At 68.0% G+C, this 25581-nt stretch carries 22 protein-coding genes and 2 pseudogenes; 10 read left to right on the plus strand and 14 right to left on the minus strand.

Annotated elements, in window-relative coordinates:
- Positions 1–18: 18 nt before the first annotated feature.
- The gene (locus ACZ45Z_RS18535) at positions 19–174 is read right to left on the minus strand and encodes a hypothetical protein (RefSeq protein ID WP_468363225.1); all 156 of its coding nucleotides are present in this window, start codon (positions 172–174) and stop codon (positions 19–21) included.
- Between the two features lie 640 nt (positions 175–814).
- On the opposite strand from ACZ45Z_RS18535, the gene ACZ45Z_RS18540 reads away from it, so the two are divergent.
- Complete coding sequence (locus tag ACZ45Z_RS18540; protein ID WP_468363226.1) at positions 815–1270, plus strand: hypothetical protein; 456 nt, start codon at positions 815–817, stop codon at positions 1268–1270.
- Positions 1271–1465: 195 nt separating this feature from the next.
- Positions 1466–3373, plus strand: a complete 1908-nt coding sequence (locus tag ACZ45Z_RS18545; RefSeq protein ID WP_468363227.1) for a hypothetical protein — start codon at positions 1466–1468, stop codon at positions 3371–3373.
- Between the two features lie 219 nt (positions 3374–3592).
- On the opposite strand, the gene ACZ45Z_RS18550 is transcribed toward ACZ45Z_RS18545, so the two are convergent.
- The 7 genes from ACZ45Z_RS18550 to ACZ45Z_RS18580 form a co-directional block, all read right to left on the minus strand.
- The gene (locus ACZ45Z_RS18550) at positions 3593–6001 is read right to left on the minus strand and encodes an ATP-binding cassette domain-containing protein (protein ID WP_468363228.1); all 2409 of its coding nucleotides are present in this window, start codon (positions 5999–6001) and stop codon (positions 3593–3595) included.
- Positions 6002–6486: 485 nt separating this feature from the next.
- Positions 6487–6897, minus strand: coding sequence for a VOC family protein (locus tag ACZ45Z_RS18555; protein ID WP_468363229.1), 411 nt, complete (start codon positions 6895–6897; stop codon positions 6487–6489).
- A gap of 10 nt (positions 6898–6907) precedes the next feature.
- Positions 6908–7351: a helix-turn-helix transcriptional regulator gene (locus ACZ45Z_RS18560; protein WP_468363231.1), complete on the minus strand. Its 444-nt coding sequence runs from the start codon at positions 7349–7351 to the stop codon at positions 6908–6910.
- Between the two features lie 177 nt (positions 7352–7528).
- A complete protein-coding gene (locus tag ACZ45Z_RS18565) occupies positions 7529–8404 on the minus strand; it encodes a geranyl diphosphate 2-C-methyltransferase (RefSeq protein ID WP_468363233.1) in 876 nt (291 codons plus the stop codon).
- Between the two features lie 31 nt (positions 8405–8435).
- On the minus strand, positions 8436–9512 hold the full coding sequence (locus ACZ45Z_RS18570; protein ID WP_468363235.1) for a family 2 encapsulin nanocompartment cargo protein terpene cyclase: 1077 nt from the start codon (positions 9510–9512) through the stop codon (positions 8436–8438).
- Positions 9513–9530: 18 nt separating this feature from the next.
- Positions 9531–10973 (minus strand): family 2B encapsulin nanocompartment shell protein, encoded by a 1443-nt coding sequence (locus ACZ45Z_RS18575; protein WP_468363237.1) that lies wholly within the window; start codon positions 10971–10973, stop codon positions 9531–9533.
- A 628-nt stretch (positions 10974–11601) separates the two neighbouring features.
- A complete protein-coding gene (locus ACZ45Z_RS18580) occupies positions 11602–14202 on the minus strand; it encodes an SCO7613 C-terminal domain-containing membrane protein (RefSeq protein ID WP_468363239.1) in 2601 nt (866 codons plus the stop codon).
- 951 nt (positions 14203–15153) lie between these two features.
- Between ACZ45Z_RS18580 and ACZ45Z_RS18585 the strand changes: the two genes are divergently transcribed.
- Positions 15154–15606: a tyrosinase family oxidase copper chaperone gene (locus tag ACZ45Z_RS18585; protein WP_468363241.1), complete on the plus strand. Its 453-nt coding sequence runs from the start codon at positions 15154–15156 to the stop codon at positions 15604–15606.
- Positions 15607–15765: 159 nt separating this feature from the next.
- Positions 15766–16593: a tyrosinase MelC2 gene (gene melC2 / locus ACZ45Z_RS18590; protein WP_468363243.1), complete on the plus strand. Its 828-nt coding sequence runs from the start codon at positions 15766–15768 to the stop codon at positions 16591–16593.
- A gap of 312 nt (positions 16594–16905) precedes the next feature.
- Here melC2 and ACZ45Z_RS18595 read toward each other — a convergent pair whose 3' ends face one another.
- Together ACZ45Z_RS18595 and ACZ45Z_RS18600 are read right to left on the minus strand one after the other, a co-directional pair.
- Positions 16906–18006: an alpha/beta hydrolase gene (locus ACZ45Z_RS18595; RefSeq protein ID WP_468363245.1), complete on the minus strand. Its 1101-nt coding sequence runs from the start codon at positions 18004–18006 to the stop codon at positions 16906–16908.
- Between the two features lie 185 nt (positions 18007–18191).
- Positions 18192–18560: pseudogene (locus tag ACZ45Z_RS18600) on the minus strand (nuclear transport factor 2 family protein); the annotation flags it as partial.
- Here ACZ45Z_RS18600 and ACZ45Z_RS18605 point away from each other — a divergent pair.
- The 6 genes and pseudogenes from ACZ45Z_RS18605 (at position 18504) to ACZ45Z_RS18630 (ending at position 22617) form a co-directional block, all read left to right on the plus strand.
- Positions 18504–18644, plus strand: coding sequence for a hypothetical protein (locus tag ACZ45Z_RS18605; RefSeq protein WP_468363522.1), 141 nt, complete (start codon positions 18504–18506; stop codon positions 18642–18644). The pseudogene ACZ45Z_RS18600 and the gene ACZ45Z_RS18605 sit on opposite strands and share 57 nt — an antisense overlap.
- 188 nt (positions 18645–18832) lie before the next feature.
- Positions 18833–19387, plus strand: coding sequence for a putative immunity protein (locus ACZ45Z_RS18610; RefSeq protein ID WP_468363247.1), 555 nt, complete (start codon positions 18833–18835; stop codon positions 19385–19387).
- A 737-nt stretch (positions 19388–20124) separates the two neighbouring features.
- The gene (locus tag ACZ45Z_RS18615; RefSeq protein ID WP_468363249.1) at positions 20125–20295 is read left to right on the plus strand and encodes a YdeI/OmpD-associated family protein; all 171 of its coding nucleotides are present in this window, start codon (positions 20125–20127) and stop codon (positions 20293–20295) included.
- 27 nt (positions 20296–20322) lie between these two features.
- Positions 20323–20508: pseudogene (locus ACZ45Z_RS18620) on the plus strand (YdeI/OmpD-associated family protein); the annotation flags it as partial.
- A gap of 154 nt (positions 20509–20662) precedes the next feature.
- Entirely contained in the window at positions 20663–21043 is a 381-nt protein-coding gene (locus ACZ45Z_RS18625; protein ID WP_468363251.1) for a VOC family protein, read from the plus strand.
- Between the two features lie 743 nt (positions 21044–21786).
- Positions 21787–22617 carry an IS5 family transposase gene (locus ACZ45Z_RS18630; RefSeq protein ID WP_468363498.1) on the plus strand — a complete coding sequence of 277 codons (831 nt, stop codon included), beginning with the start codon at positions 21787–21789 and terminating at the stop codon, positions 22615–22617.
- Between the two features lie 34 nt (positions 22618–22651).
- Here ACZ45Z_RS18630 and ACZ45Z_RS18635 read toward each other — a convergent pair whose 3' ends face one another.
- From ACZ45Z_RS18635 to ACZ45Z_RS18650, 4 genes are all read right to left on the minus strand, one after another.
- Entirely contained in the window at positions 22652–22942 is a 291-nt protein-coding gene (locus ACZ45Z_RS18635) for a hypothetical protein (RefSeq protein WP_468363253.1), read from the minus strand.
- A gap of 321 nt (positions 22943–23263) precedes the next feature.
- Entirely contained in the window at positions 23264–23464 is a 201-nt protein-coding gene (locus ACZ45Z_RS18640) for a hypothetical protein (protein WP_468363255.1), read from the minus strand.
- Between the two features lie 8 nt (positions 23465–23472).
- Positions 23473–23829 (minus strand): hypothetical protein, encoded by a 357-nt coding sequence (locus tag ACZ45Z_RS18645; protein WP_468363257.1) that lies wholly within the window; start codon positions 23827–23829, stop codon positions 23473–23475.
- Positions 23830–24383: 554 nt separating this feature from the next.
- Complete coding sequence (locus tag ACZ45Z_RS18650; RefSeq protein WP_468363259.1) at positions 24384–25559, minus strand: macrolide family glycosyltransferase; 1176 nt, start codon at positions 25557–25559, stop codon at positions 24384–24386.
- Positions 25560–25581: the final 22 nt, after the last annotated feature.

Consider the following 25581-nt stretch of genomic DNA (forward strand, 5'->3'; position numbering starts at 1 on the left):
GTTCGGCCTCGTAGGAGATCAGGCGGGCGATGCGATCCAGGGCGAGGTCGGTACCTCCTTGGGCAGCAGGAAGGACAGCCTGCCGGCCGCCCGGAAGAGCCGCCACCAGGTGCCCACCGACCGCTCGAGCCCCCTGAAGGCTGCCGCGGCCTTGCCGTACGTCTGAACCCGCACTCGTTCCAGCGGCGCAACGACCCGCAGCCGCAGGTCCTCCTACGCTGCGGGCGCCAGTCGAGGCATGTCCCCCACTTCCGAAACTCACGCCTGACGAATAAGCAAGAGACCCATCAGTTTCAGCTCAATATGGGCACCACCGGATTGGCCAGGACTCAACTCAATCTGCAGTTCGATGACGTCCTGAAGGGGCCCAACCAAGCTGGTCGTTGCAGGTGGCACGTGGGGCCATTTCAGAGATTCGTTAAATCGGAAACCAACTGGGGATCAGTTTCAGCCGTCATGGCGGTCCGAAAATGGTGCCACAGTCAGCTCGTAACCAGGCGATGGGAGACCGATCTGGATAGAAAGATCACGGCAGGGGTAGGCCAGCACACGAAGATCCAGATGCGCACCGGTGGATGACGCAAGGAGCCTGAAGGGCTGGGCTCGGCGAGACCGGCGACAGCAATAAGGAGAACTTCAACCTGCCCGACAAAGGATAGCCGTTTACACAAAGCACGGAGAAGCAGGAATTATTGCTACGCTCGCCGGGGGCGCATAAGGTCTTCGAATGTGAAAAACTCAACCACGGCGAGAAAAATCATTCGCTTTGCAAGGGGTGATTTCGTGTCCACCAAAAAGATCCGGAGGGAAGATCGTGTCCTTTAAGAACATCTTCGAAAGCGGCGGCAGTGAAGCAAAGGCCGCCGAAGAGTCCGCCCAAAAGGCGTACGAAAAAATTCCTGGCGCTTGGCCCGAGCGGGAAGGGGTCGATCCGGAACTGTACGACGGCATTCCTGAGACTGCACGTGACCCGAAGATTGTGCGCGAGACGGCGCCTGAGGCGCTCAATATCATGAACAACTTCCTCACTCCCCTGTTCAAGAACACCCAGGAGGCATCCGCGAAACAGCGGGAAGCCAGCGAAAACCCCGAATCGACGTCCGGTATGGCATCTTCGGCCAAGGATGAGGCATTCAAAAAGGTGGAGGTGGAGATTGGAGACGAAGATCAACCAAAGATCAGCGAGGAAGAGCGAGAAGAACTGAAGAAGGACGGCTACAAGTTGGCCAAAAAAGCCAAAAAGACCGACGATGGGCCGGCCAAGGAGTGAGGGACGATTTGGAAGCCAACTCAAGGGTCGGAGGGACGATCAAATGTCCCGGTTTCATGAACCGGCCCTTGAGCTGCAGCAACGGAGCCGCTCGGTAGCCTGCCGAGTTCTCACCCGGTCACATCAGGCTGGAAACAGCTCACAAACAATCACTGACACATCGTTGAGTTCTGCTACGCAAGGAGGCCGAAGGGCATGGGCGGCGCCACCAAGAACAACGTGAGTACAGCTCATCTTGGCGAACGATTTATCCGGCACCCACTCACAGGGCGAAACCTGAAGGAGCTCAAAATTGCCGATAAGGCCCCTGCCATCCTGGAGCGGGACAAAGATAAACTGAAGAGGAAGGCCGAGAAGAAAACAGCAGACGGAAAGGACCGGTATATCGCCCCTACCGGGTTCTCTCTGAACAAGGGGCGATTCGGCGACTTTCCCGAAGGGGAGAATGCGGCACACCAGCGCGGGTGGCGCGCCTACATGACGGTGGGTGTACCGCTCGTCGAAGAGCGGGGTGACATTGTACAGCCCCCTCCTGACGTGATCTCCAAGCAAACGTACGTCAATCGAACCGACCCCACGCCCACCAAATGGTCACACACCGTCGAGTTCTCGATTTCGAACACCATTAGCTGGTCTCTCCAGGGGCAGGTACAGCTCACCTTCGGGGCGAAAACCACGGCATCACTGCAGCAGCAACTGCAGAAGAGTATGGCGATGAACCAATCCGAGAAGACTACCCTGAAGAACAGCAGGGACAATCAGGGCGTTGACGTCGAGTCACAGTCACAAATGACGAACACGACAACAGCCACGAGTACCGCCACGGGCACCGGGGAATTATCGGCACAACTCATGCTTGGGATCACTGCTTCTGTCAGTGGTTCGTTGACCACTTCGTTCAAAACATCTTCCACTCTGAGCGGGGACGTTGCCAGCCGGGTAGATGTCCTGGCCACGCAGCGACGCCAGGTGAGGAGGTTCGACTACGAATTCCCTATCTCCTTCGGTGGGTGGGTCGCCCTGTATTACCCCGAGCCAGTAGAGGTTAAGGAGACCCGGCCGGACGGCCCACAGGCCAAGGAACCGAAGTACTCCAAGGTGATCGCATGGAAACTCGGCGAGACCGGTACACCTACGGAGACTTTCGACCTGACCGATGAAGGCAAGCCCTTTATGCAAAAAGGGGAAGCCGAGGTCGTTTCTACCCTCGCCGGAGTGCACGAGGTCTTCGAGCTGGAAACGCTCAATTTCAACATGAGGGATCACCCTCTTCACAAGAGCGACGGCCAAGAGAAAGCTAGCCCGAAAGAGGCTCCCGTCGAGCGCGCGACCGGCTTGGGGACGGCCGATGGCCTCGCGCTGGACCTGGTGAACCAAAAGGCGTACGTCACCGACCGGTACAACGGCGGCAAGCTGTACAAGGTGGATCTCGACAGCCGCGCCACGGACTGGGTTTTGGAGAAGCTGGGCCAGGTCAACGATGTGGCGCTGGACCTGCCGGGCAACAAGGCCTACGTCACCGACTACAGCGGCAAGCGCCTGTTCACGGTGAACCTGTCCGACCCCTCCGCCTCCCCGGTCACGGTCGCCGAGGGCATCAACGCGTACGGCGTCGCGCTGGACTTGCCGGGCAACAGGGCCTATGTCACCGACGTCGAAAGCGGGAAGCTGATCGAGTACGACCTGAACAGCGAGCCGGCGCAGAAGCAGCGCACGTGGCAGGTGCCGAGGGCCGCTGGAGTAGCGCTGGTCGAGGGCAAGGCGTACGTCGGCCAGTATGACCTCGGCGGGCTGTACGAGGTCGACCTGAAGCCTGATGGCGGCGCCCCGCGGGTCGTGGCCACCAATCTCGGGAATAGCGTCCGCGTAGCGCTGGATGGCGCGGTCAACGCATACGTCTCCTACCCGGGCGGCGGCAAGCTGCACGAGGTCGTCGTGGCTGACGGCGAGGCCAAGGGCCGTCAGCGCGTGGTGGCCGAAAGCCTCGGCACCGTCTGCGGCGTCGGGCTGGACCGCGACAAGGGCCGAATCTACGTCAGCAACCGGGAAGGCAAGCTGCTGCGGATCTCCGGCGTGCTGCCCGACACCTCGCCAAAGTCATAGCGCAGGGCGCCTTTTCACGGAGGGGCGGGCATGAATGCCTTGATCATGTGCGTTGTCGAAAGCTCACGTAATCGAAGGATTGCTCATGCCCGCCTGTGCCCTGTCGTCGCAGGGCGCAGCTCTCACCTCACACAAGATTTTCGTAGCTTGTGAGTAGCTTGTGATCTGCGCGCTTTTCGTTCCGATGTTCCTCAACCCCCGATCACGGGCGGGGATCGGTCAGGTGCCGACGTAAGCCGCGAGGTGTTCGCCGGTGAGGGTGGAGCGGGCGGCGGTGAGGTCGGCGGGGGTGCCCTCGAAGACGAGTCGGCCGCCGTCGTGGCCGGCGCCGGGGCCGAGGTCGATGATCCAGTCGGCGTGCGCCATGACCGCCTGGTGGTGCTCGATGACGATGACCGACTTGCCGGAGTCGACGAGCCGGTCGAGCAGGCCCAGCAGGTGCTCGACGTCGGCGAGGTGGAGGCCGGTGGTCGGCTCGTCGAGAATGTAGACGCCGCCCTTGTCGCCCATGTGGGTGGCCAGCTTGAGCCGCTGCCGCTCGCCGCCGGACAGCGTGGTGAGCGGCTGGCCGAGGCTGAGGTAGCCGAGCCCGACGTCGGCGAGCCGGGCGAGGATGCGGTGCGCGGCCGGTGTGTGCGCCTGGCCGGAGGCGAAGAACTCCTCGGCCTCGGTCACCGTCATCGCGAGGACCTCGCTGATGTCGCGGCCACCGAGGTGGTACTCCAGCACCGATGACTGGAACCGCTTGCCCTCGCACTCCTCGCAGGGGATGGCGACGCCGGCCATCATCGCCAGGTCGGTGTAGATGACGCCGGCGCCTTTGCAGGTGGGGCAGGCGCCCTCGGAGTTGGCGCTGAACAGGGCCGGCTTGACGCCGTTGGCCTTGGCGAAAGCCTTGCGGATCGGGTCCAGGAGGCCGGTGTAGGTCGCCGGGTTGCTCCGCCTGGAGCCGCGGATCGGGCTCTGGTCGACCGACACCACACCCGCTCCTGCGGCCCCCGCCTGCCCCGGCAGGGACCCGTGCAGGAGCGAGCTCTTGCCGGAGCCGGCGACGCCGGTGACGACGACCAGCACCCCCAGCGGGATGTCCACGTCGACGTCGCGCAGGTTGTTCGTCGTCGCGCCGCGGATCTCCAGCGCGCCCGTGGGCTTGCGCACCGTCTCCTTCAAGGCGGCCCGGTCCTCGAGATGGCGCCCGGTGAGGGTGTCGCCGGCGCGCAGCCCTTCGAGGGTGCCCTCGTAGCAGACGGTGCCGCCCGCCGTACCGGCGCCGGGGCCGAGGTCGACGACGTGGTCGGCGATCGCGATCATCTCCGGCTTGTGCTCCACGACGAGCACCGTGTTGCCCTTGTCCCGCAGCCGCAGCAGCAGGTCGTTCATCCGCTGGATGTCGTGCGGGTGCAGGCCCGAGGTGGGCTCGTCGAAGACGTAGGTGACGTCGGTGAGCGCGGAGCCGAGGTGGCGGATCATCTTGACGCGCTGTGCCTCGCCGCCCGACAGGGTGCCCGCCGGCCGGTCGAGCGCGAGGTAGCCGAGGCCGATCTCCACGAACGAGTCGAGGGTCCGCCGCAGCGCGGTCAGCAGCGGCGCCACCGACGGCTCGTCCAGGTCGCGGACCCAGTCGGCCAGGTCGCGGATCTCCATCGCGCAGGCGTCGGCGATGCTGATCTTCTTGATCTTCGACGACCGGGCCCCCTCGCTCAGCCGGGTGCCCGCGCACTCGGGACAGGTGGTGAAGGTGACCGCCCGCTCCACGAACGCCCGGATGTGCGGCTGCAGCGCCTCCTTGTCCTTGGACAGGAACGACTTCTGGATCTTGGGGATCAGTCCCTCATAGGTGAGGTTCACGCCCTCGACCTTTACCTTGGTCGCCTCCCGGTAGAGGAAGTCGCGCATCTCCTTCTTGGTGAACTCGCGGATCGGCTTGTTGGGGTCGAGGAAGCCCGACTCGGCATAGACCCGTACGGTCCAGAAGCTGTCCGACTTCCAGCCCGGGATGGTGAACGCGCCCTCGGCGATCGATTTGGAGTCGTCGTAGAGCTGGGTGAGGTCGATGTCGGAGACGGTGCCCCGGCCTTCGCAGCGTGGACACATGCCCCCGGTGATGCTGAACTCGCGACGCTCCTTCACGGTGCGTCCGGCGCGCTCCAGGGTGACCGCACCCGCTCCGCTGATCGAGGCGACGTTGAAGGAGAACGCCTGGGGCGAGCCGATGTGCGGCTTGCCGAGCCGGCTGAAGAGGATGCGCAGCATGGCGTTGGCGTCGGTGGCGGTGCCGACCGTGGAGCGGGGGTCACCGCCCATCCGCTGCTGGTCGACAGTGATCACGGTGGTCAGGCCATCGAGGACGTCGACCTCGGGCCGCGCCAGCGTCGGCATGAAGCCCTGGACGAAGGCGCTGTAGGTTTCGTTGATCAGCCGCTGCGACTCCGCGGCGATGGTGTTGAACACCAGGGAGCTCTTGCCCGAGCCGGAGACGCCGGTGAACACCGTCAGGCGACGCTTGGGAATCTCGATGCTGACGTCTTTGAGGTTGTTCACGCGCGCGCCGTGCACGCGGATCAGATCATGGCTGTCGGCGGGGTGCGGCGCAGGCGACTGCGGGTTCGTCCTCGTGGCCATGCTCATCGTGTCCTATCTGTCGGACGGGGCCGCCTTCGCGGTCTCCGTCGGCATCGCCTGGGCTCGATCTAACCAAGCTTCGAGCGCTACGTCTGGTGTTCTTCGACGGCACCGAGTCTCCGCGTCTCTCCGGCCTGTGGAGCCTGTGTGCCCGGCCGCGCGTGTGCGTCCTGGGGCGTGGCCACCGGGTGTGGCCGCCGGGTGTCAGACATTCGGCGGACGTCGCGCTTCAGCTCGCGGTCGGGCGGCTCGTCGGCCTCACGCCGTGCCTGGATGGGGCGGAGGGGAGGTCCGGTACGGGGTGGCCGGCTGTACGTGGGGGGAAGCTGCGTACGCGGGGTGCAGGCATGCCTACGTGCGGCGAGCCGGTCGCCCGCTGCTGCGGCAGCGCGTCGGTGTCGAGGCCCTTGGCTACGCCCTCGATCATGGACACGTCGCGGGTAAGGACGACTCCGCCGTCGAACGGTTCGGATGCTCGATGACCGGAGGGCTCAGCGCAGCTCTTGGATGCGGATGAGGTTGCCCGCGGGGTCGCGGAAGGCGCAGTCGCGGATGCCGTAGGGCTGCTCGGTCGGTTCCTGGACGACTTCGGCGTCGCGGGCCTGTAGCCGTTCGAAGGTGGTGTCGAGGTCGCGGGTGGCCAGCAGGATCCAGCCGTAGGTGCCTTTGGCCATCATCTCGGTGATGGTGCGGCGCTCGTCATCGGTGATGCCGGGGTCGGCGGCCGGCGGTGCCAGGAGGATGGAGGTGTCGGGCTGGTCGGCGGGGCCGACCGTGATCCAACGCATCTTTCCCTGTCCGACGTCGTTGCGGACCTCGAAGCCGAGGATGTCGCGATAGAAGGCCAGGGACTCCTCCGGGTCGTCGTGCGGGAGGAAGCTGGTGTGAATGGTGAGATCCATGACGATCACGTTAGGCGCGGGGCGGGGCCTGCGCTTCTCGATTCCTGACCGGTCTGGTCACCTGCTTCGCCACACAGGACGGCATCCCCTCCGCAGCACCCGTCGCGCGCTGCCGGTAGACGCTGGGCGGCATGCCGACCAGCTCGGTGAACCGGGTGCTGAAGGTGCCCAGCGATGAGCATCCGACCGCGAAGCAGACCTCGGTGACGCTGAGGTCGCCACGGCGCAGCAGTGCCATCGCGCGCTCGATGCGCCGCGTCATCAGATAGGCGTACGGCGACTCACCGTAGGCGGCGCGGAACTCGCGGCTGAGGTGCCCGGCCGACATGTGCGCGCCGCGGGCGAGCGCCTCGACGTTCAGCGGCTGTGCGTACTCCCGGTCGATCCGGTCGCGGACGCGGCGCAGTCGCGCGAGGTCGCTCAGGCGCTGCGCCGAGGCGGCTGTGGTGGTCACCTGAGAAATCGTGCCACGTCGCGCCAAGGTTGCCCAGCGGCGCCGGCGGCCCGCCCGCTGAGCGTCCGCCGTGACCCGCGGTGTCCGCCCTGGTCCGTTGTGTGACCCGCCCTGGTCCGCTCGCGGTCGGCACGGTCGCCTGGCTGGGCCGCGCCGACGCGGCGCGGCCCAGCGTCCTCAGACTCGGTCGGCGGCGATGAGCAGGTACTGGAAGCTGCCGTTGCGGTAGGCGTTCAGGAAGGTCTCCTCGATGCCTGTGACCAGGTGGTCGGCCTGCCGGCGCAGTTCCCAGTACGGGAGTGCGGCCTGGGTGAGGTCCTCGACGTGCACGGGGACGAGCCGGTTGCGGGCCATGGCGCTGAAGTACGCCGAGCGGGGGTGGATGTCGCAGATGTAGTGGGCGTTGATGAGGGACACCTCGCGGGAGGCGCGTCCGTAGGCGTCGTTGTAGCAGCCGGTGATCACCACGTAGCGTCCCCCGCGTCGCAGCAGGCGGGCGTGTTCGGCGAAGAGGAGGTCCAGTTCGACGTACATGGTCGACTCGTTGTTCCACGACGCCGCGTAGCCGCCGGAGGTGAAGCCGGTGTCGAGCATGTTGCGGTGGTGGTATCGCACCTTGTCGTCGATGCCGCGTTTGCGGGCCTGTTCGTTGGCGAAGTCGGCCTGCTTGGCGGAGATCGTGGCGCCGTCGGTGTGACAGCCGTAGCGCTGGTGCGCGACCACGCTGCCGCCGCCGCGTCCGCACCCGGCGTCGAAGACGCGGTCGGTGGGAGAGAGATCGCCGAGGTGGGAGGCGAGGAGTTCGGCTTGGGCGTGCTCGAGCCGGTGCAGTTCGCCGGTGACCCGTTGGCGGCGCCGGTCGGGATCGGACTCCTCCAGCACTGACCAGTCGGCGTCCCCGATGCCGTAGTGGTGGTGGTAGAGGTCGTCGATCTTGCCGAGTTCGAGGTTGACCGGGTTTTCCTCGGCGTTCCAGTAGTCCGCGACGCGGGACTGGTACGTGGACTGGGTCGGGACCGTGGCGTGTGCGGTGCCGGCGTGAGCGGTGGTCAAAATTGTGACTCCTTGCTGAGGGGCGGATCGTCTACCAGTAGTTGGGCAACTGGTAGCGGTGGGTGTTGGTGGCGTGCCACTCGTGGTTGCCGGCCACCCAGTCGGCCAGGCCGCGGGCGTACCTTTCGAGGAGGGGCGAGGTGGCGGACAGCGGCCCCGATTCCGCCTCGAACGCTTCCATGATCTGGTTGTGGATCTGGACGCTTTTGAGGTACGCGGCTTTCAGGCCGCGTTTGTCGTGGGCGGCGACCACTTGAGGCAGGTTCAGATGGGTGGGATCGCTGCGCAGTTCCTTGGTGAAGGAATACAGGTCGTTCATCACGGTGGTGGCGTTGCAGGCCAGCGCGGTGATGCGTTGGACTTCGGGACGGGCGTAGAGCGCTTCGGGGAGTTCGTAGCCGTCCACGGTGTCGACGAGGGACAGGCAGGGGCGGAAGTTGTTGAACTGGCGCATCACCAGGTATTCCCAGACGTGCGGCACGTGCCGGGTCTGTGCCCAGGAAGCCTCGGCGAGGTAGCCCAGGTGCAGGCGGGCGATGTCGTGGACGAAGCGGTCCGTTTGACTGGGGGTGGCGAGGGCGGCGTAGTCCTTCAGGGCCCAGTGGTAGGAGCGCAGTGGTCCGTCGGCCTGCACGCCGTGGCGCCATTGCTCTTCCAGTTCGGCGGTGCCGTGGAAGGGGTCGAGGGCGGACTGGGCCAGGATCAGCCGGCCCCCCAGGTCGCGGCGCGCGGCGCCCTTGCCCTCGTCTTCTTCGCAGTAGCAGCTATCGACGATGTTCTCGGCCAGGAGCAGTTTGCCGGCGACGGTGAGACGTTCGAGGTCGGCCGCGGCCGGGTGTTGCAGGACGACGGCGCGGCCGCATTGGAACTCGGCGAAGTCCCCGGTCCACTGGGCGGGGAACAGGTCCAGGCGGCGGGCCCATGCCTCCAGCCGACGGTCGATTTCCTTGACCTTTTCAGGGTCGGCGGGGGTGGCGGCCCGGTACTTGAGCCCGGGGACGGCGCGGCCGGGTCGAGCCTGCGGGGCGCGGGCGGGGCCGGGCAGGCCAGGCGGGCCGGGCGGGCCGGGCGGTGTGAACGCGGCGGGGGCGTTCGGGGGCGTGCTCATGGTTGGTGCTCCACCTGATCAGTCGGCGCTGCGGCCGATCTGGACGTTCTCCAGGATTCCGGCTGCGTCGGGCACAAGAAGGGCCAGCGAGTAGTAAGCGGTGACGAGGTACTTGATGACGGCGGCGTTGTCGATGCCCATGAACCGCACGTTCAGGCCGGGCTGGTACTCCTCGGGAATACCGGTCTGGTACAGGCCGACCACTCCCTGGTCCGCCTCCCCCGTGCGCAGCGCGATGATGCTGCTGGTGTGGTCCTGGCTGATGGGGATCTTGCCGCACGGGAAGATCGGGACGCCGCGCCAGGCGGGAACCTCGTGCCCGTCGACGTTCGCCGTGCCCGGCACCAGTCCGCGCTTGTTGCACTGCCGGAAGAACGCGGCGATCGCCTTGGGGTGGGCGAGGAACAGGCGTGTCTTGCGGCGCATGGACAACAGCTCGTCCATGTCGTCGGGGGTGGGCGGGCCGGTGTAGGTGCTGATGCGCTGTCCGTAGTCGACGTTGTGCAGCAGCCCGAAGTCGCGGTTGTTGACCAGCTCCCATTCCTGGCGCTCGCGGATCTCCTCCACGGTCAGGCGCAGTTGCTGCTGGGTCTGGTCCATGGGGTCGTTGTAGAGGTCGGCGACCCGCGAGTGGACGCGCAGTACGGTCTGGGTCAGGGAGAGCTCGTACTCGCGGGGGGCGAGCTCGTAGTCGACGAATCCGCTGGTGAGTGTCGGCTCGCCGACGTGCCCTGCCTGGACCGGGAGGTCCGCCTCGCCTTTGCGGTTCATGGGGCGCTGCTGGCGCTGGGCGTATGCCTCCAGGTGTGCGGCCAGGGACGGCACCCGGTCGGTGAACTCCTCGATCACCTCCCAGGGCAGCGCCATCACGATGCCCGCCGTTTCGGCCCGGACCGAGCTCAGCCAGAGGGGGTCGGGCCGGCCGATCGCCTCGTCCCCCATCTGGTCGCCGTCCGTGACGACGCCCGTGACCTCCTCCTCGCCGTACTTGCCGACCGTGTAGCGGGCGAAACGGCCGTGGACGACGAGGTAGGCCTCGGTGGCGGGTTGCCCTGCTTCGAACAGGACCTGGCCGGCCCGCACCTCCCTGGGCCGAAAGCGGCCGGCGATCTCCGCCAGGACTTCGGTGTCGGCGTAGCCGCGCAGGACGGGCAGCTCGGTGAGGGTTTGCGGGATCACCTTGATGTCGTCGGCGCCGTTGTGCTCGAACTGGACGCGACCGCGGCCGACGCGTAGTTGCAGACGCCGGTTGACCCGGTAGGCGCCGCCCTTGACGTCCACCCACGGCAGCCGTTTGAGCAGCCATCGGGAGGTGATGGCCTGCATTTGGGGCTCGGACTTGGTGGTGGTCGCCAGGTGGCGCGCGGCCTGTGTGCTGAGGCTGCTGAGCGTGCTGTCCGCCGATGGTTCAAGGGCGGGTTCTTCGGTCGCGGAGGCGGTGGCACTGTCCGGTACGGACACTTTCCCTCCCGGGAGATGAACAGAAGTGAGCGAAACGGCCGGTGGTGAGCAAGGTGGCCGTGCGCAGCGACAAGCCAAACAGGTGGAAGAGCACGCCGGTACGGCGTGAAAGGGGGCGGCCTCGCGTCCGGGGGGCGTAAACCTGCGGAGTGAGGCAGACGGGGCACGATTGTGCTTCCGCGCGCCCTGGGGTGGGGTATGCGTTTGGGGTTCAGCGAGGTCGGGTCGGTGAAGAGGGCGAGCACGCTCCGTCGGGCCGAGCGTGCTGCGCGTACGCCGCGTCGGCCGAGGGTCTCGTGCGCGGGAGGAACTCGATGCCGCCCTGCGCGCCGGACCCCACCCGGGAACCACCACGTGGCCTGACCCGGCTCCTGACCGGCTACCGCTCGGCTCTCTCCTCACCGACGGCGGGGCGCACCGCTCGGCTCTCTCCTCACCAGCCGACGAAACCCGCCCGCAGTTGCTCAGCCTCCGCCCGGCCCACCGCGTGGAAGCCACGCTGGACGACGCCCCCGGGTCCCTCCCCCGCGCTACTGGCGAACTGCCCTGCCCGCGGAGCTCGTCGACTGGCAAAGTCGCGGTGAGGTCGTTGAGTTGCTGCCGGGTCGGGGACCGGCATGGCGGAGGCTCAGCTCATGCCGCGCACGGTGTCACGCAGGCGCCGGGCTTGTCCGATTCGCTTCTCGTAGGTGGCCCCGAGCAGCAGCAGAAGCAGGCCGGCAGCGGCCAGCGGCACCCAGCGGGGGAGGAAGCCCAGTACCTGGACCACGGTCGGGGCGAGTTCGTGCAGCCCGACCAGCACGAGTACGCCGCTGCCGACGACCAGCGGTGCCTGCAGGCGCGTGCGTACCCCGACAACGGTGGCGAGCAGGGCCGCCGCGCCCAGGACCAGCGGGCGCACCCAGTTCCCGTCGCTCCACGTGGCGATGAGGCTGGGGAGCATGGTCGCGCCCAGTCCCGCCCCGTAGGCGGGCCAGGAGCCCGTCCCCGGAGTGCTTGTACGGCGGCGGTGACCGATGACCAGTGCGGCTGCCGTGACCGGGAGCGTGTACGCCTCGGGCCAGGTGACGTCCGCCAGGGCAAGGCGCACCCAGGAGGAGGCGATGAGCAGGGCGGTTCCGACGAGTGCGGCGCGGCGGCGGTCCGGGCGCAGCGCGATGGCCAGGCCCGCGACCCCGGTCAGGGCGAGGGCGAGGCTCAGCGCACCGGGATGCGGGGCCGTCAAGGCGATGGCGGACGCGGCTAGGACATACCCGGCGCCTTCGACGGCCGTGGAGACCTGATCGCGGCCCGGGGCCCGGTGCCATGCCGCTGCGGCGCAGCCGGCGATGACGGCGACCGCGAGTACCGCGAAGGCGGTCACGTGCCCGGGCAGGCCGGCGGTGATTCCGGACGCGACGGCCTCGACACCCAGGGCGAGGACGGCGAAGGCACCCGCGACACGCGCCGTCGCACGCACGGCGGGGCGGGCGGTCGGCGCCGAAAGGACGTGGGCGAGTACGGCGGCTGACGCGGCGAAGGTCCCCCACACCGCGAGCACGGCGACCCGGTCGGCCGACGACCACAGCAGAGCGAGAGCGCCGCTCGCGGCCAGCCCGAGCTGCCGCGGTACGAGTGCGGCCCCCGGCCGACGCACGACGTCCGCCGCTACGGCGGCGGGCACCACAGTGGCGACCGCCAGCACCCACCCGTACGGCATCCCCAGTGCCACCGGCAGCAAGAGCACCGCGGGGACAGCAGCCAGTGCTGCGGTGTTGCGCAGCGCGTTCGCCAGTCGGTTCATGTGCGGGTCGCCGACGGCACGGGCACGCAGTACGGCCATGGAGATCAGGACGGAGGCGACCAACCAGAGCACGACCAGCGGCGCGGTCGCGACCTGCCAGCTCCACCGCGATGGGTGACCGTCAAGCCAGAGTGCCATGCCGGGGACGAGGGGCCGGGTGAGGGCGTGCGCGAGCTCAGGCAGCACCAGAACACCGGTCAGCAGCAGCATTGTTGAGGCGGCGACCAACTCTCCCACCGCAGCCGCAGCCTCGGGCGGCGGTGCGAACGGGCCACCCGTCGCAGGCTTCGTCCACCGGCCGCTGCGCGCACAGGACACCGCCGCCCACACCGCGATGAGTGCGGCCGGTGCCGCGTATCCGGCCACGGCCCACCCCGAAGGCGCGACGCACCGCAAGCCGGCTCCGACCGCCACGATCAACGCCACGACGGCCACGCCCTCGCCGGCGGAGCGTAGGGCGAACGGCGAGGCGCGAAAGACGCGGCACAGCGCCACACCGAGCAGCGTCAGCAGGCCAAGCGGCACCCAGGCCCGCAGCACCTCGGCCGGCGACGAGGCGCCCACCGCCTGCCACACCGCGAGCGCTCCGCCCAGCAGGGCCCATCCGCCGCCGACCGCCCGGGCCCCGGTGACCAAGGCGGTGGCGGCCCGTTCGCCGCCCACCCGGTCGCGGAACCCGGCAGGCCCGGTGGCGGCGTGTGTGGTGAGCGCGTACAGGGCCGCGAAGTCCACCGCGGCCGTGGCGATCATCGCGGTCGCGTAATCCTCGGTCGCTCCGCCCAAGGCCGCGGTGCCCAGGAGGCCCGGCGACTGGGCTATCAGGAATCCCACGGGCAGCGGGAGCCGTAGTCGCTGCCACCAGCCGTAGCCGGCCGCCCCGACCGCCATCAGCGCGGTGAGCACCGTCCAGTAGCCCGCCGTCCCGACGCGATCCAGACCGCCGAGTCCGGCCTGCCGGGCGGCGTAGGCGTCCAGGAGCACCAGAGCGAGTCCCACCGCGGCCGAAGCCTCGGCCGTGGCCGTGAGCTGCCGCCGCCGCAGCGGACGGGGCAGTGCGAGCGCGCACGCGGTCACCGCGAGCAGTACGGCGGCCCGCCCGCCGATGCCCAGCCGTCCCCAGCTCACCACGGTGAACACCAACGCGGCCACGACCACCAGCACTCCGCCGACGATCAGCAGCGCGGTCCGGGCGGACGGCGCGGAGACCTCCCGCCCCGAACCAACCGCCACGCCGCCGCCCTCGCCCTGGCCCTGGCCCTGCCCCTTCCCCTGGCCCTGGCCCTGGCCCTGGGGAAGGAACATATGCGTCCCCGCAGGCGCGTCCCGGCGTAGCCGCAGCACGGCCAACAACTCGTCGTGCCGCTGCGCCAGCCACTGCCTGCGTGCGTCCAGCGCGTGCAACTCTCCTGTGACCTGCCACAACGCCAGGGCATCCGGTCCAGTCAAGGGCAGTCGGCAATGAGTGCACCAAGCGGGCGGAGGTGACCCCAGAGGCATTCCGCAGTCTGGGCAACCCGGCGATTCCATATGCATGGCGCGAGCATGCGTACTTTTGTCGATCGCGGCATGAGTACCTGTACTCAATGTTGCCCTGATGCCCCTGATGGCGTGGCCGGCACGGCCGGGGTGCAGGGAACGAATACCTCTTGGCGGCAGCGTCCTGGCCTGTCGCCGGTCGCCGGTCGTGGCAACGGAGAGGCTGCGGCGCACCTCCGTCCTAGGCAGTGCGCCGCAGCCATGCACGAGCCAACCAGGCCGCACAGCCAACCTACGCACGCATCCCTCCCGACCGCGAGCCGACAGGGTCCATACGGGTAGCACCGGCCCGCCGAACGAAACCGAAGGCGTCGAGCGCAGCGTCGACGGCCCTGACAAACGCGCGCCTCCGCCCGCCCGCGACGGCGGTCCGGTGCCCTACGCGCCACGCCATACGCGCTATGCCCACAGCACGGCCCGGCTGCAGCGACCGGTCCCGCGCCCGAATCCGCAGGAAACATCACCTCCGGCCAGACAGGCCCCGTCTTGGCCAGTGGATCATTTCCAGGCGACCTCAAGGGAAAGGTCGTTGACCGATGGACTTGCGATCTCGATAAACCCTGCGTCTTTCACCGGTGAAACCAAAGAATCTTGCGTCTACGCGTCTCGACACCGGCCGTGACAGGAAGATCGCCCGTTCTGGCGCCTGAGCTCGCGTGACGCCAGTGGCGTGAAGAGACGGGTGAGAACGGCGGGGAGTTGGGCCATGTGGGTGTGGTTTGCCACGCTGCGAGCGGTCGGCCCGGATGCGCGGTCTGCGTGTGACGGGCCCGGCGGGGCGCCGTCCTGACGCCCGGTCACCTCTGCGCAAACACAACCCCCGGGAATCTCTTCCGGGGTCGGTCGCAAGGGAGACGAACCATGCCTGATCTTTCGCGCCGCGCCATCCTTCGAACCGGCGCCACGGCCGCCACCGCCGCCGGGCTCGGTGTGCTGGGCGCACCAGCGACCCCGGCGGCCGAGGCGGCGCCATCCGCCCATCACCGCCGTAAAGCCGTGCACTGCCAGGAATTCGACGAGATCTATCGGGGGCGGCACATCGTCGGCCACTGCCGGCACGGCGAAGACCACCACAGCAGCGGGAAAGGCCGCCGACACAGCAGTCCCCACACCGGCCGGGCCCACCCACCGGGCGGCTCCGACATGGGGCCCCAGGTGTTCATAGACGGCGAGGAACTGCACCTGATGGGCAACGCCAACGGCACCTACGTCAGCATCGTCAATCACTTCGAGCCGCTGCCTACCCCGCTGGCGGTCGCCCGCATGGCCGTCGACGACCTGGGGGGCGCCGACCTCCTACCGTTCCACGGCTGACCGACACCGCGCGGACCGCGGCCTCGCGCCGCGCCCGCGGAAACGCCATCGCAACGCCACCGAACAGTTCCGGGCAGCGCCGCCAGGCGGGCCGGCCCGCGCCGGTCCCCGCCCTGGCCGTCCTGCGCTGCCCCGTTCCACTCTCTGCGAGGAGCCGCCATGGGAATCCGCAAGAACCAAGCCCTCCTCACCGCGAAAGAGAAGCGCGACTTCGTCGACGCCGTGCTCGCCCTCAAACGCGACGGACGCTACGACGCATTCGTGACCACCCACAACGCGTTCATCATGAGCGACGTGGACGACGCCGCCCGCGCCGCCCACCGCTGCCCGTCCTTCCTGCCCTGGCACCGCAAATTCCTCCTGGAATTCGAGCGGGCCCTGCAATCGGTCAACCCCGAGGTGAACCTGCCGTACTGGGACTGGACCACCGACAACTCCCCCAACGCCAGCCTGTGGCAGGAGGACTTCCTCGGAGGCACCGGCCGCAGCGGTGACCGCAGGGTCACCACCGGCCCGTTCGCGTTCGGCGCCGGCACCTGGCCACTGGGTGTGACCACCGACACCCGCCAGTTCCTCAGCCGGGCCCTGGGCGCCGGGGGCGTGAGGCTGCCCAGCCGCGCCGATGTCGAATCGGTGCTCGCCATGCCCACGTATGACGCCGCCCCCTGGAACAGCGCCGCCTCCGGGTTCCGCAACAACCTCGAAGGCTGGCGTGGCGTCAACCTTCACAATCGCGTCCATGTCTGGGTCGGCGGGCACATGGCCCAGGGTGTCTCCCCCAACGATCCGGTGTTCTGGCTGCACCACTGCTTCGTGGACAGGCTCTGGGTCGAATGGCAACGGCGTCACGGCCCCACCTACCTCCCGGCCACCAGGACCCCCAGGGTGGTCAGCTTCACCGACCCCATGCGCCCTTGGAACGACACCACGCCCCGCGACATGATCGACCACCGTCCCTTCTACACCTACGACACCGCCAACGGGTAGCCATCCCCAGGCATTCGCGAGCCCCCAACAGGTGGGCGTATAGGCCGGGGTGAGCCGTCCGATGCGCAGTGGCCCGGTTGGAGCCGCTGGCTTCCCCAACTAACCCCACGCCACCAAAGCCGTGCCCACCCGCACAACAGCGGGCACGGCTCTCACTCTCGCCGACGCTCCACAGCCTTCCTCGTCAGACGGGTCCGAACCGAATCAGACGGCTCGAACCGAACGACACGTAGTCCTCACACACCCTCATAGCCACCCGTTGGGGCGCCGGCGAAAAGCGTGTCGCCAGCTACGGACAACCGGTCCTGGGGTTCACCTACGGCGGCGGGCGGCCGGATCGGGCTCGGTGGCCTGTGCAACGACCGTGTCGAGGCCGGGCCGGTTCCTCGCGCCGGACTGTGCGAGGAGGCGCTGGAGCCAGCGGGTACGAGCGTTGCGTGCGTCCTGGGTGAGGGCTGCCTTTGGCGCCAAGCCGTCGAAGCCGTGGTAGGCACCAGGCCATACATGCAATTCAGCCTGGCCGCCCACCTGCCAGAGCGCGTTCGCGTACGCCACGTCCTCGTCCCGGAATATCTCGGCCGACCCCACCTCGATATAGGCCGGGGGAAGTCCGGAAAGGTCCGTGGCACGGGAGGGAGCCGCATAGGGCGGCAGGTCCGCAGCGCCGTAGCGGTCACCCAGCAGTGCCTTCCACGCGGTCGCGTTGGAGATGGGATCCCATACGCCCAGGCCCGTCATCTGATGACTGGAGAAGGTGCCGCCGCGGTCGTCGAGCATCGGGCTCAGCAGCAGTTGCCCCAGCGGCACAGGACCGCCGCGGTCACGGGCCAGCAGGGCCAGGGCCGCGGCGAGCCCGCCGCCGGCGCTCTTGCCTCCGATGATGATGCGGTCCGCGTCGATGTCCAGCTCGTCCGCGTGCCCGGCCGCCCAGACAAGACCCGCGTAGCAGTCCTCCAGCGGCTCGGGGTACCGCGCCCGCGGCGCCAACCGGTACTCAACCGAGATGACAGCCAGTCCCAGCCGCGCAGCCCACTCGCTGAGAATCCGCGGAAGCACCGACCACGCGTTGCCCATGACCATCGCGCCTCCGTGCATGTAGTACAGCACGGGCAGAGGCCCGACCAGCCCGGACGGCCGCGCGCTCACCAGCGTGACGTCCGGGCCGTCCGGCGCCCCCGGCACACAGAACTCCGCCACCTCGAAACGGCCGTCGGCGCGCAGGTCATCTGCCGTTGGCCTGGGCCGGGTCGTGGCCTCCCGCTCTTGCCGGGCCGCAAGATTGTCCGGGGTCATCGGCTCCCTCGACTCCTTACCCAAGGAAGCCAGCACGACGCCCAGTTCGGGATCGAAGGGGGGCGCCGGCGTCGGTCTCGGGACACGACCCGACTCCGATGGCACGCGACGGACACCCATCACTCATCCCCCCGTCCGGCGGCGCGACGCCCCCCGGCATCCCCACTGAAACAGCTCGGCCGCTGCCACACACCCGGGAACCACTCGCCCAGACCCATACGGCGTAGCCAACCACACCGCCAGGCGCCACCACCGCCCAAACCACAGACGAGAGCCAGGATCCGGCGCCGCCCGCCCTCACCCGCCAGCCAGCCGCCGTTCACCTTGTGGAACGTGTCTTCGTAGTGCCCGACTTGGGCCGGAGGTCGGGGCGACACCAGGCCCTCGGAGTAGCCGTCGCCCTGGTACGTGGTGAAGTAGGTGGCGGCGGCCGTCTCCGAATAGGTCACAGTGACCAGGACGTTGGTGCAGATACGGCGCGACAGCCGGTCCGGGCGCCGAAGTAGTCACGAAGAGCACCGCGGCCCGCTATCCGGCGATCGCCAGCCGGCCATTCCCAGATCCCGTACGGCGTGAACAGGTCCGTCACCGAGCTCGGGTCCCCAGAGGTCGAGCCGGTGGACGAACTCGACGATGAGCCGCTCGCAGGCCGGCTCGGCGATCAGACGCTCCATCGGGACAAGAGTTTCAGCACGGTGATCAACTCCTATCAGAGCCGCGCATGGAAGCCGGAGGCTTCCCCGAGCTGCGATTACTGAGTTGAACTCGTGGTGTCGTGTGGATGGTCAGGCCAAGGGAGCCACGTGGCCCGACCTACCCAAGACGGCCCCATGTCCTGGGTTGTTGGCTGAATCCTTCAGCCAGGACGTTCGAAAGCTCCGGTGCGGAGACCCGCGGTTTGGAACGGCCTGTGGCGCGACTGGCCATCAGATGGGACACCCGTGAGATGCTTGATTTCATGACGGCGACCGTGTCCGGTGACTTCGAACTGACCATGGACGAGTTGCGAGTCGTCACACGCTACGTAGCAGAGACCGCTCAGCAGGTTCTCCCTGTGTTCGAGGACGCCAACCCCGGCGACCCTCGACCTCGCGTAGCCCTTGATGCCGCATGGGAGTTCGTCGACGGTGCGAGAAGGACCAAGCTGCAGCGCGTCACCTCGTTGGACGCACACCGAGCAGCGAAGGAAGCTTCCACCGAAGCCTCACGTCTCGCGGCGCAGGCTGCCGGAGATGCCGCATCTGCCCCGTACCTCCACCCGATCCCGAAAGCTCACCAGGTAGGACACATCCTGCGCGCCGCTGCGAGTGCAGCGCGCATAGCGGAAATCAACGCACAGGGTGATCCCGAAGTCGGCAACAAGATGATCGAGCAGGCTCGGCAGCGCGCCACACCGGTCTTGATCGATGTTCTGAATCGGTATCCCCTCGCGCCAGCCGGCAAGACCCGCGTTGCGCAACTTATGGGCCTCTTGGATGCTTCCCTGCGCACGTCCCGCTGAGGGCTCCTCCCGAACACCCGACAGCCGCCCTTCGGCTTGACCGCCGTGAACCCAGGCAGCATCGGCGACACGGTGGACGGCGCCGCGCAGAAGGCGACTGGTCTCGCGGGGGAAGCCCGGGAGCAAAGCGGTGAAGAAGGCGGTTCGTATGACGGGCAAGGCAGTCGGCAAAGCCGGGAAGAAGACGACGGCTGCAGCTCAGCAGGCTGTCGACCCAGTCACAGGGTCAGCTACAGACACCCTGGGCGAAACAGCTAAGGCAGCCACCGAAGGCGGGCTGCCGGCGGGTCAGCTCCCGGTGAAGGGCCTGCCTCTGGGGTGATGCCCGTGCCACTCACTCACAGAAGCACCCGAGCCCCGGTGTTACCGACCGCCAGGACTCGACCTGTTCCCAACGCGCCGGGCATCCCCGCGCCGCGCGCCTCCCTCACCCGGAGGTCGAGTGGCCCACCGACGTACGCGCCTGCGTCGCATAGTCGTTCCAGTTGGCCCCATCCCGCAACTGCGGTACGCCGTCGCCTGTGCCCACCACCACGGTCGATGCCGGATCGACTCCCAGCACCCAGGCCCTTCGGAGGCGCTCCCCGGGCAGGCGGAGGTGAGCCGCAGGTAGCGCAGCGCCGCGGGTGCGCCAAAGGGCGTGCCCAGGTGGTCATCCACCAGCGCGGGGAATGCCTCTCGCGCTCTCCGCGCGAGTCGAGGTGAGCCGCTGTATGCCTGGAGGGCAGCGTCGGGGCTTGGACGACCGGTATTACCTGCAGAAGTACGGGCCACGGCGACCGACGAGCCTCTGGTCGCGGGTGAATGTCGAGAAGGTCGCGGCGCTGGCGGCGGCGGGCCGGATGCGGGAGCCCGGCCTCGCCGAGGTCCAACGGGCCCAGGAGGACGGCCGCTGGGACCGCGCGTAGGCATCGCAAGCGACAGCCGTTGTCCCGGACGACCTTGCGACGGCGCTTGCCGCAGACCAGGCGGCGCGTGCGGCGTTCGACGCGCTCGACCGGACCGCCCGCTACCTCGTCATGCTGCCGCTGTTTCAGGCCACGACACCGGAGAATCGGCAGACACGGCTGGAGCGGGCTGTACGGGGCCTGGCGGAGGGGCGGCAAGCGGGCGAAAGGTGACCGTCTAGGTCGAACTCCTGGACCACTGGTGCTGTGACCTGAAACGATGACCTGGTTGCGTCCTCATCAGCCGGCAAGTGGTCGTCCGCGCCGGCGGACGCCTTGTTCGCGTGTGGCCTCCCCGGTAGTTCCCAGGATGAGAGCAGGTTCCGTTATGGCATGTCGTATCAGTGAGCTCGTGCTCGGTTGCCGCGCCCCTGAGGTGCTGGCGCGGTTCTGGTGCGAGGTCCTGGACTTCGTCGTGCTCGATCGCGAGGACGACGGCACGTTGGAGATCGGGCCGCGCGAAGGGTTCGGTGGGCCGCAGCCGACGATCATCCTCAGTCGCAGGGACGAGCCGGAGAAGGGGAAATCCCGGCTGCACATCGACGTCAATGCCACCGACCGCGATCAGGACGCCGAGCTCGAACGCCTTCTGAAGCTTGGTGCGCGCCCGGCCGACATCGGCCAGACAGGGGAGGAGCAGTGGCATGTCCTGACCGACCCCGAAGGCAATGAGTTCTGCCTGCTCAAGGCCCGCCTCAACCCGCTTTGATGCTCATCGGTCACAGCTCGGCACCAGGTACCAGGTACCCAGGATCTTCCTCGAAGTCCGGTGTGATGGGCGTGTCGTCGTGATCGTGAAGCAAGTGAGGGCTCCGGCAGCGGGTTCTTCGGCCAAGAAGAACCTGAACGCCGGAGCCCCCGTACGGCCCCAGCGGTGACGAGGCGGCTTGACCTGCCCGATGAGCAGTGGGCGTGACTGGTACCGCTGTTGCCTGTGCCCACACGGGCGGGTCGGCCGTCGACGTGGACGAAACGGCAGCTCATCGGCGGGATCAGATGGCGGGGGCGGGTCGGTGCACCCTGTCGGGGCATCCCGGAGAGCGCTACTGCTCCTGGCGGGTGGTGGATGCGCTGTTCCGCCGGTGGCAGCCGGCCGGGGAATGGGCGACCGATCGTCACTGCCTGCAAGCCCGGGCGGACGCGGACGGACTGATCGCCTGCTACGTCGGCGTGGACCCGACGATCGCCGGGGCACACCAGCACGCTGCCGGCGCCCGCCGACACCCTGGGCTGCAGCAAGAACCGCCCGGGGGCCTCTCGGCAGAACCAGACGGCCACGCGCTGGGACACTCCCGCGGCGGCTGACCACCAGGATTCACCTGGCCTGTGAACAGAGCCAGTAGGTGCTGTCCTGGTCGTGACCGCTGGGCAGCGCTGGCGCCTAGCGCGTGTTTCTTTGATGGGTTGTTCAGTTGATCGGAAGTGTCGGTCCGATTAGTGATCACCGATGCGATGTGGGACCGGATCGCGCCGCTCATGCCAGCCAATCCGGTCCGCGGACGGCGGTGGGCCGACCACCGCCGCACTCTTGAGGCCATCGCGTGGAAGTACCGCACGAACTCGCCCTGGCGGGACCTTCCCAACGAGCTCGGCTCGTTCCAGACCGCTCACAAACGGCTGATCAGATGGGCCGTCGACGGAACCTGGGAACGGATCCTGGCCTCTGTCCTGGCCACGGCGGACCGCGACGACGACATCGACTGGACCGTGTCGGTCGACTCCACCGTGGTGCGGGCCCACCAACACGCCGCCGGAGCACTCAAAAGAGGGCCGGCAGGACGACGCGAACCCGCTGATCACGCCATCGGACGATCCCGCGGCGGTCTGAGCACGAAGGTCCACCTGGCCGCGAACGACCGCGCACGGCCCATTGCTTTTATTGTCACTGCGGGCCAGGCAGGTGACGCGCCGACCTTCGGGGCAGTCATGTCCCGCATCCGCCTTCCCCGTTGCGGACCGGGCAGGCCCCGGACCAGGCCCACAGCCGTCCTCGCCGACCGTGCGTACTCGTCCCGTGCGATCCGGACGCATCTGCGGCGCCGAGGAATCCGCGCGGTCATCCCGCAACCTTCCGATCAGATCGGCCACCGGGTCCGGCGAGGCCGCCGGGGCGGCCGCCCGCCCGGCTTTGACCGTGAGACCTACAAACAGCGGAACACCGTCGAGCGCTGCATCAATCGCCTCAAACAGTGGCGCGGCCTGGCCACACGATGCGACAAGCTCGCGATCGCCTACCAGGCCGCACTCCACCTCGTCGGCATCCTCATCTGGACTCGCAGTTGACCAAGAGGCAGAACCAAGGGGCAAGAGCCTTGGTCTACGAGCCAGCCGAACCCTGCAACCCCCGGACGACCCCGGCGGCCGTCTCCTGGTTCGTAAGGTGAGCGGCGGCGTCTTCCCCTTCTTCGAGAATGCTCTTGCTGCCACCATAAAAGTCGATGGGAACATTATTCGCGACACTGAGATCCAGCCCCTTGGCTGTTGCCTGCTGGACGGCCTTCTTCTGAACCTCAGGGGGCTGGTTCTGCAACCACTTCTTGAGATCGTCGGGGAGAAGCTGAATCAGCCGGTTGAGGCTGAAGTCATCCTTTTGATCTTGAATTGACATGAACTGTCCTCTTTCTGGATAGGCCCGTCGGGGTTCTCAACCTGATACCCAGCCGTGACCGCCAGGTATCAAGCACGTCCACGTGTAGACCCAAACGGGGGCCTAAAGTCACCCGCAGAAACGATTCACGCCGCCCATCCCAGCCGACCAGGTGAGACCCGCACCAGGTGCGTTGTTCAGGGATAGTTGGGATGTCCGCTGTAGCGCTGTCGCCCGCAAGCCCACCAGTGATCACTAACCGGAGAGACGCATCCGACCAGCCGATCTCCCACCACCAAAGAGACACGGTCTAGCTCCAGTCCCAGACCGTCCTGCACCGCATCAACGCCCCGCGCATCGGCGCAGGCCGTCCCCGCACACGGCGAAGCCGATTGCTTCGTCGAGCTTCTGGCGGGTCATCAAGCAGTGGTGGAGCCGGCCGAGCATGCCGTTGAGCAGGTGAAGCAGGGTGGCGTGGTAGCGCTCGCCGGTGTCTCGTCGGCGGTTGTAGTGAGGCCGGGTTCGGCCCAGTGGTACGGGCACGGGCATGGTCACCACACATGCCACGGCGGTACCGCCGGCGGCACCTGGCGCGGTACGTCCTGGCGTCCGGCCAGCGCGTCGAGCCGCTCGACCAGCCTGCGCAGCTCGGCCGCACTGTGCGCCGGGAGGGCGTTCACCATGTCCTCCAGAAGATCCCTGGCGTGGAAAGGATTGCCACAGCAGCCCCAGTGCAGTTCGTCACCCCACTCCCAGTCTGTCGACAACTGGTGCCTGGGGAGCCGCACATGGTCCTTCCACAGCCTCACCGCCGCTACGGTCTGCCCCGGTTCCAGGTAGGTGCGGGTGCGCTCGATCCGCCGAATCTCGGACATGGTCCGCGCGGACAGACCGTCGATGTCGGCCATGGCATCACGGTTCGGTCGGCGCGCGGGGAGCCCGGCCCGGATGTTGTGCGGGGGCCTACGCGGCATGGGTCCCGTGGTAGTTCGTCATGCCGCATATGCTGCCATGCCGGGCGCGAACGGGCTGGGGCGGGGAGCTGAGTCCCACCATCGGCAGTGGGAAGCACAGGTTCCCAGGTTCTCGGACGTCACAAGGCTCGAACTGCCAGGGGCAGGGCATCCGGGAGAAGGAACCGTCGGGGGACTGCGCTCGCTCCCCTTCCTCCAGCGTGTCTACGGGCACGGGCGCGGGCGGGCCCAGGACGGAACGGGCGATGACCTCGAAGGCGAGCAGCACGGCCCGCTGCCGGGAGGGTTGATCGGCGGCTCCGATCGGCCTCCCAACGCCGCTTGGGACCGCTGCAGCAGAATGTGGGCGTCCGCCGCCCCCCAACGGACTCCCATCACGCGGCCCGGAGCAAGTAGGTAGAGGGCCTGTCTGGGGCAGTTGAGCACAGCCGGGGGTGTTGAGAACAGCGAAGTGCTGCTTCACCACCCCCGGCTGTGGCAGGCAGGGATCAGGCCAGCATGTTCTCAATGAGGTCGGCGGCGCGCGGGGCGCCGCCCTCGGCCTGTGCGCCGGCGCGTAGCCGTGCCGAGCGGCGGGCGACCTCCGCGTCGGTGACCAGGTCGTTCAGGGCCGCCCGTAGGGTATTGGCGGTGGCTTCCCCGGTGTTGATGCGGCGAGCCACGCCCAGTTCCACGAGCCGGTCGGCGTTCATGAACTGATCGGCGGCCTGCGGCACGGCGATCATCGGGACGCCGGCCAGCAGTCCCTCGCCGCAGCCGCCCATACCGGCGTGGGTGACGAAGGCGTCCGCCTGCTCCAGGATCGCCCGCTGCGGGACCCAGGAGTGCACCTTGACGTTGGGCGGGATGTCACCGAGTTCCCGCGGGTCGGTGTACTTGCCGATCTGGAGGACGACGTGCCAGCCGGGCTGGTTGCCATAGGCCGCCAGGCACTGGCGGTAGAACTCCGGTTGGCGTGTGTACGCCGAGCCCAGGGAGATCAGCAGTACGTTCTCCGCATCCGCCGGGCGGGTCCAGCCATCCGCGCCCGCCGTTGCGTCGAAGCAGGGCCCGACGAAGGTCACCGTGTCGGTGTCGACCTGGTCGGCGTGCGGCTGCATCGCCCGGGTGATCAGGGCCAGGGCCCGTGACGGCGGGCCGGAGAAGGCGTCCACGTCGGTGGTGGTCGCCCCGCAGCCGGCGAGCCACCGGCCGAACTTCGCCCGGTAGGCGTCGGCGCCCGGCAGTTGGCGCAGGTGTGCCGCGACGTCCTGGTCGTAGCCGTCCCAGGCCACGAACGTCGGGGACAACTGCATGAGGGGCCGGTCCTGCGATTCGGCCAGGGCGCGCGCGGCGTAGGCGCCGATGTCGTACAGGTACAGGTCCGCCGGGTCCTGGTCGTAGGCGGCGCGCAACTGGGGAAGTGCCTGGATGGCGTCGTCGAGGAAGAGGCCCATCGCGGCGATGGGGTCGTCGGGCCAGTTGTTGTCGGCGACCGGCAGTCGGGACGTGCAGGGGACGAGTTCGGCGCCGGTGGTCGCGATCAGGTCGGCCACCGTCGGGTCATTGGCGTAGGTCACGCGGTGGCCCCGGGCCACCAGCTCGCGGATGATCTCAAGGCTGGGCAGGACGTGGCTGACGGCGGGGATGCCGACCATCGCGATGTGGGCACGGCGACGGGACATAAAAGCTCACTCATTTCAGGTC

This window comes from Streptomyces sp. NPDC031210 (assembly GCF_055570395.1).